Origin of the sequence: Jiangella anatolica, assembly GCF_003236295.1 — a bacterium.
Classification (GTDB): Bacteria; Actinomycetota; Actinomycetes; order Jiangellales; family Jiangellaceae; genus Jiangella; species Jiangella anatolica.
The window spans coordinates 18,774-33,798 of the sequence record NZ_POTW01000014.1 but is presented as its reverse complement, the minus strand read 5'-3'; the positions used below and the strand labels follow the sequence as shown (position 1 = coordinate 33,798).

The following is a 15,025-nucleotide window of genomic DNA, read 5'->3' as shown; positions in this document are numbered from 1 at the left end:
CTCAGTCGACGGGCTCGTCCAGCCAGGAGCCGTCGAGCATGACCGTGCGCCCGCCGAACTCGTGGAAGCCGTTCCAGACCTGGACACGGTCCGGCCGAAGGTACAAGTACAGGAAGCCGGGCATCCGCCGGGGATCGTGCGAGACCTGCGCGTACCGGCCCGCGGTCGCCGGGTCGACCTCCGCCACGTCGACGATCGCGACGTCGCCGTCGACGGTGACGACGTCGTCGGTGTCGCCGATCGCCGCCCTGGATCGCGGGTGCGCGCGGAGGTTGGCCATCGTCCGGCTGCGCTCGAACGTGGCCATGACCAGGTGCTCGCCGGTCCAGACGAAGCTCACCGGGATCAGGTGCGCGCCGTGACCGTCGCGACCGGTGGCGAGCCAGAGCCGATGGTAGGTGGCGAGCCGCTGCGCTGCGACGTCGCGACGTTCGGCGAGGGGCCGCGGGGCGAGGGTGGGTTGCGGTGTCATGCGGGACCTTCCAGGTCGTCGACGAGGTGGGCTGCTACCTCGTAGACGTCCGGGCGTGGGCCGGATCCGACACGGCGCCCGTCAGCCCTCGGGCTGCTCCGGTACGGCGTCGATGCCGGCCTCCTTGCGCTGCTGCGCGGTGATCGGCGCCGGCGCGGCCGTCAGCGGGTCGTAGCCGCCGCCGGTCTTCGGGAACGCGATCACCTCGCGGATCGAGTCCGAGCCGGCCAGCAGCGCGGTGATGCGGTCCCAGCCGAACGCGATGCCGCCGTGCGGCGGCGCGCCGTACTTGAACGCGTCGAGGAGGAAGCCGAACTTCTCCTGCGCCTCGTCGCGCCTCAGGCCCATCACCTGGAAGACGCGTTCCTGCACGTCGCGGCGGTGGATACGGATCGACCCGCCGCCGATCTCGTTGCCGTTGCAGACGATGTCGTAGGCGTAGGCGAGGGCGCTGCCCGGGTCGGTGTCGAAGGTGTCCAGCGACTCCGGCTTCGGCGAGGTGAACGCGTGGTGCACGGCGGTCCACGCGCCGGACCCGACGGCGACGTCGTCGGTCTCGTCGACCGGCTCGAACAGCGGCGAGTCGACCACCCAGGTGAACGCCCAGGCGTCCTCGTCGATGAGCCCCGCGCGGCGGCCGATCTCGAGCCGGGCCGCGCCGAGCAGCGCCTGCGACGAGCGGCGCGGGCCGGCGGCGAAGAAGACCGCGTCGCCGGGTGCGGCGCCGACGAGCTTGGGCAGGCCGGCCTTCTCGTCCTCGGACAGGTTCTTCGCGACCGGGCCGGACAGCTCGCCGTCGGCCCCGACCAGCACGTACGCCAGGCCGCGGGCCCCGCGCGCCTTGGCCCAGTCCTGCCAGCCGTCCAGCTCCTTGCGGCTCTGCGAGGCGCCGCCCGGGTGCACGACGGCGCCGACGTAGGACGCCTGGAAGACCCGGAACGACGTGTTCGCGAAGTGCCCGGTGACCTCGGTCAGCTCCTGGCCGAACCGCAGGTCCGGCTTGTCCGAGCCGAACCGGTCCATCGCGTCGCGGTAGGTCATCCGCGGGATCGGGGTGGTGATCTCGTGGCCGACGAGGGCCCACAGCGCTCGAAGGACGCGTTCGGCCAGCGCGATGACGTCGTCCTGCTCGACGAAGCTCATCTCGATGTCGAGCTGGGTGAACTCGGGCTGCCGGTCGGCGCGGAAGTCCTCGTCGCGGTAGCAGCGGGCGATCTGGAAGTACCGCTCCAGGCCGGCGACCATCAGCAACTGCTTGAACAACTGCGGCGACTGCGGCAGCGCGTACCAGGACCCCGGCCGCAGCCGGGCCGGCACCAGGAAGTCGCGCGCGCCCTCCGGCGTCGACCGGGTCAGCGTCGGCGTCTCGACCTCGACGAAGTTCTCGTCGAGCAGGACGTCGCGGGCGGCCTTGTTGACCGCGCTGCGCAGCCGGATCGCGGCGGCCGGGCCGGAGCGGCGCAGGTCGAGGTAGCGGTACTTCAGCCGCACCTCCTCGCCGACGTCGACGTGGTCGTCGATCTGGAACGGCAGCGGCTCGGCCTCGCTCAGCACCTCGACGGCGTCGGCGACGACCTCGATCTCGCCGGTCGGCAGGTTCGGGTTCTCGTTGCCGTCCGGTCGCCGGCCCACCTGGCCGGTCACCTTGACGCAGAACTCGTTGCGCAGCCCGTGCGCCACGGCCTCGTCCCGCACCACCACCTGCGCCACCCCGGACGCGTCGCGCAGATCCAGGAACGCCACTCCACCGTGATCGCGGCGGCGGGCCACCCAGCCGGTGAGTGTGACGGTCTGGCCGGCGTGGCCGGCACGCAATGTGCCGGCCTCGTGGGTGCGGAGCACGGATGGTCCTCTCGGATCGTCTGGATCGGGTATCCGGAACTGTGACCTAGCGATCCTACGGAACCCACTCCACCCGCGGCGACTCGATACCCGCTCAGAACAGCGCGTCCTGGGCGGGCTCGGGCGGCGGCTCCAGGCGCGCCGGGCGGAGCCGCGTCCCCCAGCGCTTGCCGTGCAGCGGCCGGCGGCGGTCGTCGACCAGCGGCTCGTCATCGTCGTCGCGCATCCGGTACTTCCGCAGGTGCGGCTCGACCCGGGCCCGGAGCCAGTCGCGGTAGCGCTGGTCGGAGTAGGAGCCACGGTGGTAGAGCCGGCGGTACAGCGGCAGCAGGTCCGGCCGCGTCGACTCCAGCCAGCCGAGGTACCACTCGCGCGCGCCCGGCCGTAGGTGCAGCGGGATGTAGCTGATCCCCGTCGCCCCGGCATCGGCGACGGCGGCCACCAGCGCGGACAGGTGCTCCTCGGAGTCGGTCAGCCCGGGCAGGATCGGCGCCAGCAGGACGGTGCACGGCAGCCCGGCCGCGCGGATCGCGCGGATGAGGTCGAGCCGAGCCTTCGGCGTCGGCGTGCCCGGCTCGACCGAGCGGTGCAGCGTCTCGTCCAGCACCGCCAGCGACACTCCGATGCCGACCTCGACGTCCTCGGCGGCGCGCTGCAGCAGCGGCAGGTCGCGGCGCAGCAGCGTGCCCTTGGTGAGAATGCTGAACGGCGTGCCCGACCCGGCCAGCGCCTCGATGATGCCGGGCATCAGCCGGTACCGGCCCTCGGCCCGCTGGTAGGGGTCGGTGTTGGTACCCATAGCGACGTGCTCGCGCGCCCACGTCCGCCGGGTCACCTCGCGGGCCAGCACCTCGGCGACGTTGACCTTGACGATGACCTGGCGGTCGAAGTCGTCGCCGGCGTCGAGGTCGAGGTAGGTGTGGGTGTTGCGGGCGAAGCAGTTGTGGTTGACGACGCCGTGCGCGATGAAGTCGCCGGTGCCGGTGGTGAGGTCGAACATCGGCAGCTCGACGTCCAGCGAGCGGACGTAGCTGACGGCGAGCATCCCGTCGGCCCGGACGGCGGCGCCGACGACGGCGCGGCGCAGCCCCATCAGCCGGTCCCGGGTGGTCAGGTGCGGACGGGGCGGCTCGTCATCGGGGGCCGGCGCGACGTGTTTCCAGCCGTCCGGCGTGAGGAACCGGTGGTCGCCGCTGGCCACCATGGACGTGCCGCCGTCCAGCTCGATCCGGAACGCCGGCTTCGACGTCCGCCAGTGGTCGATCACCGTGGTGCGCACCAGCCGCCGGCTCACGCCCTCGCGCCGCGTGCCGAGCACCTGGTCGCCTGGCCGGACCCGGGCCAGCGGCACGGTGGAGCCGTCGGCCATGCTGACCGGCGCGTAGCCGGACAGGCAGTAGGTGCAGGCGTGGCTGCAGCCGCGGTAGGGGTTCACCGTCCAGCGGAACGGGACGTGCGACGCCTCCGGCACCTTGTTCAGCGCCGACTTCGACGTCACCTCGTGGAAGGTGATGCCCTCGAACTCGGGCGTGCGTACGCTGCGGACGAGCCCCGCGATGCGCTGCAGGCCGGGGAGTGCCGTCCCGTCGGTGACGGCGAGCTCCTGAGCTTCCCAGCGCATTCAGCCATTCGAACACACGTTCGGACAGTTCGCAACTTTCCGGAGGAGACGACCCATGCAGTTCCTGGTGTCCGTGATCGACGACCGGACCAACTCCGCCACCGAGGAGGAGCTGGCGGACATCCGCGCCTACAACGAGCGCATCCAGGCCGACGGCCACTGGGTGTTCGCCGGCGGACTCGGCGGTCCCGAGTCGGCCACCGTCATCGACAACCGGCACGGCGAGGCGCTGATGACCGACGGCCCGTTCGTGGAGTCGAAGGAGTTCCTGGCCGGCTTCTGGGTGATGGAGGCGGCCGACCTCGACGCCGCGCTGCGGCTGGCCACCGAGGCGTCGCGGGCCTGCAACCGCAGGGTCGAGGTGCGGCCGTTCCTCCAGCCGCCGCCTACACCAGCCGCTTGAGGTGTGTGACCAGGCCGTTCACCGAGACGGCCTGCTGCTCGCCGGTGGCGAGGTCCTTCACCTGAGCCACGCCCTCGTCAAGGTCGCGCTCCCCCACCACGACGGCGTACTTGGCGCCGCTGCGGTCCGCGGCCTTCATCGCGCCCTTGAGGCCGCGGCCGCCGGTCGCCAGATCGGCCGCCACGCCCTCCCGTCGCAGCGACGTGACCAGCGCGAACGCCCACGACGCGGCCTCCGCACCGAGAGGAACGGCGAACACGTCGACACCGGTGCGGCCGGGCAGCGGCAGCCCCTCGGCCTCCATCGCCAGCAGCGTGCGGTCCGCGCCCAGCCCGAAGCCGACGCCGGGCAGCGACGGGCCGCCGATCACCTCGGCCAGCCCGTCGTAGCGGCCGCCGCCGCCGACCGCGGACTGGGAGCCGAGCCCGTCGTGGACGAACTCGAACAGTGTGCGGGTGTAGTAGTCCAGGCCGCGGACCAGCCGCGGGTCGTCCTCGAACTCCACGCCGGCGGCCGTCAGCAGGGCGCGGACGGTGTCGTGGTGGGCGCGGTCCGACGGCCCCAGGAAGTCGGTGATCAGCGGCGCCTCGGCCAGCGACTTCTGGATCTCCGGCCGTTTGTCGTCGAGCACCCGCAGCGGGTTGATCTCCACCCGGCGCGCGGTCTCCTCGTCCAGGTCCAGGCCGCGCAGGTACTCCTGCAGCGCCGCCCGGTAGGCCGGCCGCGACTCGTTCGAGCCGATGGTGTTCACCAGCACCCGCACGCCGGTCAGCCCGAGCGCTCGGTAGCCGTCGACGGCGAGCACGATCAGCTCGGCGTCGCTGGCCGGGTCCTCGGTGCCGACGACCTCCGCGCCGACCTGGGAGAAGTGCCGGTACCGGCCCTTCTGCGGCCGCTCGTAGCGGTAGTACGAGCCGGAGTACCAGAGCTTGAGCGGCAGCGCGCCGCGGTGCAGGTTGTTCTCCAGGACGGCGCGCAGCACCGGCGCCGTCCCCTCCGGCCGCAGCGTCACGTCGTCGCCGCCGCGGGTGGTGAAGGAGTACATCTCCTTGGTGACGATGTCGGTGGACTCGCCGACGCCGCGGGCGAACAGCGCCGTCTCCTCGAACGACGGCGTCTCGACGTAGCCGTAGCCGGCCGAGCGCAGCGGCGCGGCGAGCGCGTCGCGGACGGCGAGCATGGCCTCGCCACGCGGCGACACGAGATCGAACGTGCCTCGCGGGGCACGGAAGGATGGTGCGTTCACGTCTCTACAGTCCTCGCAGGTACGGGTTGGATGCGCGTTCCCGGTCGAGGGTCGACGCCGGGCCGTGGCCGGGGTGGACGGTGGTCGTACCGGGCAGTCCGCCGGCCGCCGCGAGCCGGGTCAGCGTCGTGCGCATGAGCGCGTCGTCGCCGCCGGGCAGGTCGGTGCGGCCCACGGTGCCCGCGAACAGCACGTCGCCGGTGAAGACGACGCCGTCGTCGGGCGCCCAGTAGAGCGTCGACCCCTCGGTATGGCCGGGCGCGTGGATCGCCCGCAGGCCGACGCCGGCGACGTCCAGCGCGGTCTCGGCGCCGGTGAACGGCCGGACGTCGGACGGCGGCGTCCAGTCCGCGCCGAACTGCGCGAACTGCGTCGCCAGCTGCGGGCCGAGCGAGCCGAGCGGGTCCGTCAGCCGGTACGCGTCGGCCTCGTGCAGGTGGACGGGGACGTCGCCGAGGCCGGTCAGCCCATACGTGTGGTCGAGGTGGCCGTGCGTCACCAGGACGGCGGCCGGACGCAGCGCGTGCTCCGCGAGCGTCTTCTCCAGCAGCTCGCCGACGCCGATGCCCGGGTCGATCACGAGGCACTCGCCGCCGCGGCCGGTCGCCACGACGTAGCAGTTGGTGCCCAGCACGGGGGCGACGACGGTGAGCAGGAGCACCCCGGAAGGTTACCGGCGGGCCACTCATCGCCGCGAACTCGTTATCTGATTCGGCCCGTGTACTGCCTAGACTGTCTCCGCGTAGCACAGACGCGAAGGGGGGTCGCCGCGCCCGCCCTGAACGTTTTCTCGACGGAGCGGGAGGATTGGCCGGTGGCCCAGAGCGCCAAGCAACGGCGACACGAGCTCGCGCGCAAGCACTACGAGCGCCAGCAGGCCCGCCGGGCCGCGGAGACAGCGCGCCGACGCCGGATCGGCATCGTCGTCGGCGCCGTGATCGTAGCCGTGGCCCTCGTCATGGGCACGCTGCTGGTGACCGGCGCGCTCGGCGGCGACGACGACCCCGTCGCGTCCGGCCCGGAGTCCACGCCGTCTGCGCCGGCCGGTGGCGTCTGCGACTACCGCACCTCCGGCGAGTCGGCCGTCCCGAACCTCGGCGCGCCGCCGGCGATCGACCCGGCCGCCCTGGAGACGCCGCTGCCGACCACCGCGACGCTGACGATCAACGGCGCGCCGGTCACCGTGACGCTCGACGCCGGCGCACCCTGCACCGTCAACTCACTGGCCTTCCTGGCCGCGGCCGGGTACTACGACGGCACGACCTGCCACCGGCTGACGTCGTCGGCCTCGCTCAAGGTGCTGCAGTGCGGCGACCCGACCGGCACCGGCGGGGGCAGCCCCGGCTACGAGTACGACAACGAGAACACCGACGGCGCCACTTACCCGGCCGGTACCGTGGCCATGGCCAACTCCGGCCCGAACACCAACGGCAGCCAGTTCTTCCTGGTGTACGGCGACTCCCAGCTACCACCCGACTACACCGTCTTCGGACAGATCACCACTGGTCTGGACGTGATCACTGGTATCGCGGACGGCGGCACCGACAATGGATCGGAGGATGGCGCGCCCATCACCCCGGTCACCCTCGACACCGTCACCACCGCCTGACCCGGATGAGGACACCGTGACGAACACGACTGGTAGCCCCGAGCACGACGACGCGGCGACGCCCGCCGCCGAGGTCGAGCCCACGGCCCCCGAGTCCCCCGCCGCCGCTGCCGAGCCGGCGCCGGAGCCCGAAGCCGCGCCCGAGCCCGTCGCGGAGCCGACGCCCGAGCCGGCCGCCGCCGAGGCCGCGCCCACGCCCGAGCCGGCCGCTGCCGAGGCCGAGCCCGCGCCGCCCGCTGCCGAGCCGGAGCCCGAGTCCGTCGCGGAGCCGACGCCCGAGCCTGAGCCCGTCGCAGCCGAGGCAGCGCCGACACCCGAGCCCGTCGCGGAGCCGACACCCGAGCCGGCCGCCGCCGAGGCCGCGCCCACGCCCGAGCCCGTCGCGGAGCCGACACCCGAGCCGGCCGCCGCCGAGGCCGCGCCCACGCCCGAGCCGGCTGCGGCCGAGGCGGCCGCCGAGGAGGCGCCGGCCGGTCCGCCCGCGCCGACCGTCGCGTCCAACGAGTGGGGCCGGGTCGACGAGACCGGCGAGGTGTACGTCCGCACCGCCGAGGGCGAGCGGAGCATCGGCTCGTGGCAGGTCGGCAAGCCCGAGGAGGCGCTGGCCTTCTTCATCCGCAAGTACGAGGACCTCGCGGTCCAGGTCGACCTGCTCGAGACCCGGCTGGAGTCCGGCGCCGCCGCGCCCGACGACACCGCGCAGGGCATGGCGAAGGTCCGCGCCCAGCTGGCCGAGGCGCACGCGATCGGCGACCTCGCCGCGCTGTCCGCCCGGCTCGACGCGCTGGACGCCCGCATCGCCGAGCGGCGGGCCGAGCGTCGCGCCGCCCGGGCCAAGGCGCTGGAGGAGGCGCGCGGTCGCAAGGAGCAGATCGCGTCGCAGGCCGAGAGCATCGCCGAGGGCAACGACTGGCGCAACGGCGCCGACACGCTGCGCGCGCTGCTGGAGGAGTGGAAGTCGCTGCCCCGGCTGGACCGCGGCACCGACGACGAGCTGTGGCGCCGGTTCTCCTCGGCCCGCACGCACTACACCCGGCGGCGCAAGTCGCACTTCTCCGAGCTGGCCGAGCGCCGCGACGAGGCGCGCGTCATCAAGGAGCGGATCCTGGCCGAGGCCGAGGAGATCTGCACCTCGACCGACTGGGGCCCGACGTCGCGGCGCTACCGCGAGCTGATGCAGCAGTGGAAGGCCGCCGGGCCGGCGCCGCGCGGCGTGGAGGACAGCCTGTGGAAGCGGTTCCGTGCCGCGCAGGACACCTTCTTCGGCGCCCGCACCGCGCACCAGTCCGAGCGCGACGACGAGCAGCTGGCGAACCTGCAGGTCAAGGAGGGCATCCTGGCCGAGGCCGAGGCCCTGCTGCCGATCACCGACTGGAAGCAGGCCCGTCAGCAGCTGCGCGTCCTGCAGGAGCGCTGGGAGGAGGCGGGCCACGTCCCGCGCGACGCGATGCGCTCGGTCGAGGGTCGCATGCGCCGGGTCGAGGACGCCATCCGCGAGGCTGAGCAGAACGAGTGGCAGCGCTCCAACCCGGAGGCGCGGGCCCGCGCCCAGGCCACCGTCACCCAGCTGGAGGCGTCGATCGCCGACCTGGAGTCGAAGGCGGCGAAGGCGCGCGAGGCCGGCAACGACCGGAAGCTGCGCGAGGCCGAGGAGGCCATCGAGGCGCGCAGGTCCTGGCTGGAGCAGGCCCAGCAGGCGCTGGAGGAGTTCACCAGCTGACGCGCGCCCGGCACCCGAGCTTCCTTGCGCGTCAGCGCGATGTCACAGCGTCGGCGCCGGGATGCCGCTGGTGAGCCGGTAGGCGTCGAAGACGCCCTCGACGCCGCGGACGGCCTTGAGCACGTGGCCCAGGTGCTTGGGGTCGGCCATCTCGAACGTGAACCGGCTGGTCGCGATGCGGTCGGTGTTGGTCGACACGGTAGCGGACAGGATGTTCACGTGCTGGTCGGACAGCACCCGGGTGACGTCGGAGAGCAGCCGGGCGCGGTCCAGCGCCTCGACCTGGATGGCGACGAGGAACATGCTGTTCGCCGTCGGCGCCCACTCGACCTCGACCATGCGGCCGTGCTGGCGGCGCAGGCCGTCGACGTTGACGCAGTCCTCGCGGTGCACCGAGACGCCGGAGCCGCGGGTGACGAAACCGACGATCGTGTCGCCGGGCACCGGGGTGCAGCAGCGGGCCAGCTTGACCCACACGTCGGTGACGCCCTTGACGACGACGCCGGGGTCGCCGCCGGAGCGCCGGCGCGGCCGGTCCGGGGTGGCCGCCTCGGCGACGTCCTCGGTGGTGCCCTCCTCGCCGCCGAGGATCTGCACCAGCTTCTGCACGATGCTCTGCGCGGAGACGTTGCCCTCGCCGACCGCCGCGTACAGCGCGGAGATGTCCGGGTAGCGCAGGTCGTCGGCGACGGCCTTGAGCGACTCCTGACTCATCATCCGCTGCAGCGGGAGGTCCTGCTTGCGCATGGCCCGGGCGATGGCGTCCTTGCCGTGCTCGATGGCCTCCTCGCGGCGCTCCTTGGAGAACCACTGCTTGATCTTGTTGCGGGCCCGGGCGCTGGTGACGAACGTCAGCCAGTCGCGGCTGGGACCGGCGCCCTGCGCCTTGGAGGTGAACACCTCGACGACGTCGCCGTTGTCGAGATTGGACTCCAGCGGCACCAGCCGGCCGTTGACCCGCGCGCCGATGGTGCGGTGGCCGATGTCGGTGTGCACGGCGTAGGCGAAGTCGACCGGGGTGGCCGCGGCCGGCAGCGCGACGACGTCGCCCTTCGGGGTGAAGACGAAGACCTCGTTGGACTCCATCTCGAACCGCAGCGACTCGAGGAACTCCCCCGGGTCCTCGGTCTCCTTCTGCCAGTCCAGCAGCTGGCGCAGCCAGGCCATGTCGTTGCCGGCGGCGTCGCTGCTGGTGTTGATGTGCTTGTCGGTCTCGCGACCGGAGTTGGAGTCTTCCTTGTACTTCCAGTGCGCGGCGATGCCGTACTCGGCCCGGCGGTGCATGGCGTGGGTGCGGATCTGCAGCTCGACCGGCTTGCCGCCCGGCCCGATGACCGTGGTGTGCAGCGACTGGTACATGTTGAACTTCGGCATCGCGATGAAGTCCTTGAACCGGCCGGGGACCGGGTTCCAGCGCGCGTGCACGATGCCGAGGACCGCGTAACAGTCGCGGACGGACTCGACCAGCACCCGGATGCCGACGAGGTCGTAGATGTCGGCGAAGTCGCGGCCGCGGACGATCATCTTCTGGTAGATCGAGTAGTAGTGCTTGGGCCGGCCGTAGACGTTCGCCTTGATCTTCGAGACCCGCAGGTCGCCCTGGACCTGGTCGATCACCGAGGCGAGGTAGTCGTCGCGCGACGGCGCCCGCTCGGCCACCAGCCGGACGATCTCGTCGTACACCTTCGGGTGCAGGGTGGCGAACGAGAGGTCCTCGAGCTCCCACTTGATGGTGTTCATGCCCAGCCGGTGCGCCAGCGGCGCGTAGATCTCCAGCGTCTCGTGCGCCTTGCGCCGCGCGGACTCCTTGGGCACGTAGCGCCAGGTGCGGGCGTTGTGCAGCCGGTCGGCCAGCTTGATGACGAGCACGCGGATGTCCTTGGCCATCGCGATGACCATCTTGCGGACGGTCTCGGCCTGCGCCGCCTGCCCGTACTTGACCTTGTCGAGCTTGGTGACGCCGTCGACGAGCATGGCGATCTCTTCGCCGAATTCGCCGCGCAGCTGGTCCAGGCCGTACTCGGTGTCCTCGACGGTGTCGTGCAGCAGCGCCGCGGCCAGCGTGGGGGGCGTCATGCCCAGCTCGGCCAGGATGGTCGTGACGGCCAGCGGATGGGTGATGTAGGGGTCGCCGCTCTTGCGCTTCTGCCCGCTGTGGGCGCGCGCGGCGGTCCGGTAGGCGCGCTCGATGATCTCGAGGTCGGCCTTCGGATGGTTGGCCCGGATGATCCGGAACAGCGGTTCCAGCGCGGGGTCGGACTGCTGTCGTTGCGCGGTCAGCCGGGCGAGCCTCGCCCGCACCCTGACCGGGGTCAGCGCGCCGCTCGGAACTGTCTGCTCGGCCACAGGCCCCCTCTCGTCCCGTGTGAAGGACACAACACAGTTTAGGGGGTCGCTGTTCCCGGCGGGTAACGCAGCGCGATGCCAGCCGGCGACCACCGGCCGGAATGATCACGTTCGGCACGAAATCCCGTGTCGCATGACGCCTGCGTTCCCGGTGAAGCGGTAGAGCCCCTGCGCCGGTGGAGGACCGTCAGGGACGCCGGGCGAGGAGCCGGAACACTCCGATGACGACGGCGCAGCCCGCGACGGCGACCGCCGTCAGGAACGCGGCCAGCAGGAGCCACGCGCCATCGCCCACGCCATCACCCCACCAGCCGTACCGCAGGCCGGCGTAGTAGAGCGGAACGGCGACCGCCGGCACGACCAGGGCCCACCACCGCCGCACGACGAGCGCCGCCAGGACGGACAACGCGAACGGCGCCATGAACAGCGCCGCCGCCTCCATCGTCCGGGCTCAGACCAGGAGCAGTGAGTGCACGTTGACGTCGGCGAGCTTGTCGCGGCCGTTCAGGAAGCCCAGCTCCATGAGGATCCCGACGCCGATGACGTGGGCTCCCGCGCCGCGCACCAGGTCGACCGTCGCGCGCACGGTGCCGCCGGTGGCCAGCACGTCGTCGACGATCAAGACGCGCTCGCCGGGCTGGAACGCGTCGACGTGGACCTCGATGGTGGCCTCGCCGTACTCCAGCGAGTAGCTGGCGGCCGTCGTCTGCCACGGCAGCTTGCCCTGCTTGCGCACCGGAACGAAGCCTGCGCCGAGCCGGTGCGCGACCGGCGCGCCGAGGATGAACCCGCGCGCCTCGATGCCCACCACGACGTCGACGTCGTCGCCGCCGACGGCGCCGAGCAGCTCGGTCATCGTGTCGAACGCGGCGGGGTCGCGCAGCAGCGGGGTGATGTCCTTGAACACCACGCCGGGTTCCGGCCAGTCCGGGACGTCCCGGATGCGGGAGAGCAGCAGGTCGCGGTCGGAGTCGGCGATGGCCGGCGGCGTCGTCACGAGGTCAGAGGGTAGCGCGTGCCGATGTGCCCGGCCACGCCGAGGTCAGCGGATGTCGTCGCCGTTCGTGCGGTCCTCGGCCTTGGCCTGCGCCGGCTCGTGCTTCGGCGCCTCGAGCTCGACGTCGGCGACGTCGTCGGAGGCGCCCGGCGCGTCGTCGGCCGGGGTGGTGTCGGCGACCGGCTCCTTCGGCTGGACGACGTTGGCGATGGCGCGGCGCACGTAGCGGCTGTGCACGCCCGGCGCGACCTCGAGGACGACCTCGTCGTCGTCGATCTCGACGACCGTGGCCAGCAGGCCGGCCGTCGTCATGACCTTCGTACCCGGCTGGACCGACTGCTGCAGCTCCGTCATCTGCCGCCGCTGCTTCTGCTGCGGGCGGATGAGCAGGAAGTAGAAGACGGCGATCAGCAGGATCGGGAGCAGCAGTGCTTCCATGAGAGGACTAGCTTCCTTCCGAGAGCGACCGGCGCGGCGGACGCCATGCAGTGGCGGGCGGTCCGGACGACCGCCGAAAGGACGAGTCTACCCGTGCATCGCCGGAAGGTTACGCACCATCGGCGGCCGAGAACAGGTCGGGCTCGTCGAACCCGCGTCCGAACGCCGTCTGCGCCGGCACGGCCAGCCCGAGATGGCTCCACGCGGCAGGGGTCGCGACGCGCCCACGCGGGGTGCGGGCCAGCAGCCCGGCCCGCACGAGGAACGGCTCGGCCACCTCCTCGACGGTCTCGCGCTCCTCCCCGACGGCGACCGCGAGCGTCCCGAGCCCGACCGGTCCCCCGCCGAAGCTCTTGCACAGCGCCGTCAGCACGGCCCGGTCCAGCCGGTCCAGCCCCAGCTCGTCGACGGCGAAGACCTTGAGCGCCGCCCGGGCGACGTCGCCGGTGATGACGCCGTTGCCGCGGACCTCGGCGAAGTCCCGGACCCGGCGCAGCAGCCGGTTCGCGATCCGGGGTGTGCCACGGGACCGGCCGGCGATCTCGCCGGTCCCGTCGCCCTTCAGCTGCACGTCCAGCAGCCCGGCCGAGCGGCGCAGCACCAGCTCCAGCTCGGCCGGCTCGTACAGCTCCAGGTGACCGGTGAAGCCGAACCGGTCGCGCAGCGGCCCGGGCAGCAGACCGGTCCGCGTCGTCGCGCCGACCATGGTGAAGTGCGGCAGCTCCAGCGGGATGGCCGTTGCGCCGGGGCCCTTGCCGACGACGACGTCGACGCGGAAGTCCTCCATCGCGGTGTAGAGCATCTCCTCCGCGGGCCGGGCCATCCGGTGGATCTCGTCGAAGAACAGCACGTCGCCCTCGTTCACCGAGGACAGGATCGCGGCGAGGTCGCCGGCGTGCTGGATGGCCGGGCCGCTGGTGATGCGCAGCGGCACGCCCATCTCGGCGGCGACGATCATCGCCAAGGTCGTCTTGCCGAGGCCGGGCGGGCCGGACAGCAGGATGTGGTCCGCGCTTCTCCCCCGCGCCCGGGCCGCGTCGAGGACGAGCGAGAGCTGCTCGCGCAGCCGCTCCTGCCCGACGAACTCGGCCAGCGTGCGCGGCCGCAGCGCCGCCTCGACGGTGCGTTCCTCCTGGTCGGCGTCGCCGCCCACCAGCCGGTGCACGTGGTCGTCGGGGACGCTCATGTCCGGGCCAGCGTCCGCAGCGCCTTGCGCAGCAGGGTCGAGACGTCCATGCCGTCGGCCTCACCGTTGAGCTCGCCGGAGACGGACTCGACGGCGCGGTCGGCCTCACGGGTGGACCAGCCCAGGCCGAGGAGTGCCTCGTGCACCTGGCCCTGCCAGCCGTCGCCGCCGGGCGCGGGCGCGGACGGGACGGCCGCCAGCGACGGGCCGCCGCCGGGCATGCCGAGCTTGTCCTTCAGCTCGATGACGATGCGCTGGGCGCCCTTCTTGCCGATGCCGGGGACCTTCGTCAGCGCGACGAGGTCCTCGGTGGCGACGGCGCGGCGCAGGTCGTCGGGCGAGTGCACCGACAGCATCGCCTGCGCCAGCCGCGGGCCGACGCCCGACGCGGTCTGGAGCAGCTCGAACACCGTCTTCTCGTCCTCGTCGGCGAAGCCGTACAGCGTCAGCGACTCCTCCCGGACGACGAGGCTGGCGGCCAGCTGGGCGACCTCGCCCAGCCGCAGCGCCGACGTCGTCGACGGGGTGCAGTGCAGCGCCAGCCCGACGCCGCCGACGTCGATGACGGCCTCCGTCGGCCGGACCACCGTCACCTGGCCGCGTACGTACGCGATCACCGTCGTCCCCTCCCCGCCGCGGCGACCGCGGCCTGCAGCCGGTTCTGCGCCGAGCCGCGCCACACCTGGCAGATCGCCAGCGCCAGCGCGTCGCTGGCGTCGGCCGGCTTGGGCCGAGCGTCCAGCCGGAGCAGCCGGGTCACCATGAACGCGACCTGCGCCTTATCGGCCTGGCCGCTGCCGCTGACAGCGGCCTTCACCTCGCTGGGCGTGTGCGTGACGACGGGGATGCCGCGGCGCGCCGCCACCAGCGTCGCGACGCCGCTGGCCTGCGCCGTCCCCATCACGGTGCGGACGTTGTGCTGGCTGAACACCCGCTCGACGGCGACCACGTCGGGCCGGTGGGCGGCCACCCACTCCTCGATCGCCGTCTCGATGGCCAGCAGCCGGTGCCCCAGCTCGGCGTCGGCGGGGGTGCGGACGACGTCGACGGCGACGAGGTTCAGCGGCCGCCCGGGCGACCCCTCGACCACGCCGAGACCGCACCGCGTCAGTCCCGGGTCGACTCCCAACACCCGCATGCAGCAC

Annotated in this window: 15 protein-coding genes; 3 read left to right on the top strand and 12 right to left on the bottom strand. The window is 72.7% G+C overall.

Going from position 1 to position 15,025, the window contains the following annotated elements; translation table 11 throughout:
* Position 1 precedes the first annotated feature (1 nt).
* The 3 genes from C1I92_RS07985 to C1I92_RS34320 form a co-directional block, all read right to left on the bottom strand.
* A complete protein-coding gene (locus C1I92_RS07985) occupies positions 2-472 on the bottom strand; it encodes a pyridoxamine 5'-phosphate oxidase family protein (RefSeq protein ID WP_111254134.1) in 471 nt (156 codons plus the stop codon).
* A gap of 81 nt (positions 473-553) precedes the next feature.
* Positions 554-2,314: an aspartate--tRNA ligase gene (gene aspS, locus C1I92_RS07980; RefSeq protein ID WP_111254133.1), complete on the bottom strand. Its 1,761-nt coding sequence runs from the start codon at positions 2,312-2,314 to the stop codon at positions 554-556.
* Between the two features lie 94 nt (positions 2,315-2,408).
* The gene (locus C1I92_RS34320) at positions 2,409-3,935 is read right to left on the bottom strand and encodes an Rv2578c family radical SAM protein (RefSeq protein WP_199521045.1); all 1,527 of its coding nucleotides are present in this window, start codon (positions 3,933-3,935) and stop codon (positions 2,409-2,411) included.
* Between the two features lie 55 nt (positions 3,936-3,990).
* Here C1I92_RS34320 and C1I92_RS07970 point away from each other — a divergent pair, with 55 nt between their 5' ends.
* Positions 3,991-4,338, top strand: coding sequence for a YciI family protein (locus C1I92_RS07970; protein WP_111254132.1), 348 nt, complete (start codon positions 3,991-3,993; stop codon positions 4,336-4,338).
* On the opposite strand, the gene hisS is transcribed toward C1I92_RS07970, so the two are convergent.
* Together hisS and C1I92_RS07960 are read right to left on the bottom strand one after the other, a co-directional pair.
* Positions 4,322-5,584, bottom strand: a complete 1,263-nt coding sequence (gene hisS / locus C1I92_RS07965; protein ID WP_111254131.1) for a histidine--tRNA ligase — start codon at positions 5,582-5,584, stop codon at positions 4,322-4,324. The genes C1I92_RS07970 and hisS overlap by 17 nt on opposite strands.
* Before the next feature lie 4 nt (positions 5,585-5,588).
* Positions 5,589-6,245 (bottom strand): MBL fold metallo-hydrolase, encoded by a 657-nt coding sequence (locus C1I92_RS07960; protein ID WP_111254130.1) that lies wholly within the window; start codon positions 6,243-6,245, stop codon positions 5,589-5,591.
* A gap of 153 nt (positions 6,246-6,398) precedes the next feature.
* Between C1I92_RS07960 and C1I92_RS07955 the strand changes: the two genes are divergently transcribed.
* Both C1I92_RS07955 and C1I92_RS07950 read left to right on the top strand, forming a co-directional pair.
* On the top strand, positions 6,399-7,193 hold the full coding sequence (locus C1I92_RS07955) for a peptidylprolyl isomerase (protein WP_111254129.1): 795 nt from the start codon (positions 6,399-6,401) through the stop codon (positions 7,191-7,193).
* Positions 7,194-7,209: 16 nt separating this feature from the next.
* A complete protein-coding gene (locus C1I92_RS07950; RefSeq protein WP_233506883.1) occupies positions 7,210-8,913 on the top strand; it encodes a DUF349 domain-containing protein in 1,704 nt (567 codons plus the stop codon).
* Between the two features lie 42 nt (positions 8,914-8,955).
* Here the strand turns inward: C1I92_RS07950 and C1I92_RS07945 are convergent, their stop codons facing one another.
* The 7 genes from C1I92_RS07945 to ruvC form a co-directional block, all read right to left on the bottom strand.
* The gene (locus C1I92_RS07945) at positions 8,956-11,259 is read right to left on the bottom strand and encodes a RelA/SpoT family protein (RefSeq protein WP_325048134.1); all 2,304 of its coding nucleotides are present in this window, start codon (positions 11,257-11,259) and stop codon (positions 8,956-8,958) included.
* A gap of 187 nt (positions 11,260-11,446) precedes the next feature.
* Positions 11,447-11,701, bottom strand: a complete 255-nt coding sequence (locus C1I92_RS07940; protein WP_111254126.1) for a hypothetical protein — start codon at positions 11,699-11,701, stop codon at positions 11,447-11,449.
* Between the two features lie 9 nt (positions 11,702-11,710).
* Complete coding sequence (locus C1I92_RS07935; protein WP_199521044.1) at positions 11,711-12,256, bottom strand: adenine phosphoribosyltransferase; 546 nt, start codon at positions 12,254-12,256, stop codon at positions 11,711-11,713.
* Between the two features lie 45 nt (positions 12,257-12,301).
* Positions 12,302-12,694, bottom strand: coding sequence for a preprotein translocase subunit YajC (gene yajC, locus C1I92_RS07930; RefSeq protein ID WP_111254125.1), 393 nt, complete (start codon positions 12,692-12,694; stop codon positions 12,302-12,304).
* A 109-nt stretch (positions 12,695-12,803) separates the two neighbouring features.
* Positions 12,804-13,880, bottom strand: a complete 1,077-nt coding sequence (ruvB, locus tag C1I92_RS07925) for a Holliday junction branch migration DNA helicase RuvB (protein WP_111254124.1) — start codon at positions 13,878-13,880, stop codon at positions 12,804-12,806.
* The gene (gene ruvA / locus C1I92_RS07920; RefSeq protein WP_111254123.1) at positions 13,877-14,497 is read right to left on the bottom strand and encodes a Holliday junction branch migration protein RuvA; all 621 of its coding nucleotides are present in this window, start codon (positions 14,495-14,497) and stop codon (positions 13,877-13,879) included. The genes ruvB and ruvA overlap by 4 nt, the downstream gene beginning before the upstream one ends.
* On the bottom strand, positions 14,494-15,018 hold the full coding sequence (ruvC, locus tag C1I92_RS07915; protein ID WP_111254122.1) for a crossover junction endodeoxyribonuclease RuvC: 525 nt from the start codon (positions 15,016-15,018) through the stop codon (positions 14,494-14,496). The genes ruvA and ruvC overlap by 4 nt, the downstream gene beginning before the upstream one ends.
* Positions 15,019-15,025 lie beyond the last annotated feature (7 nt).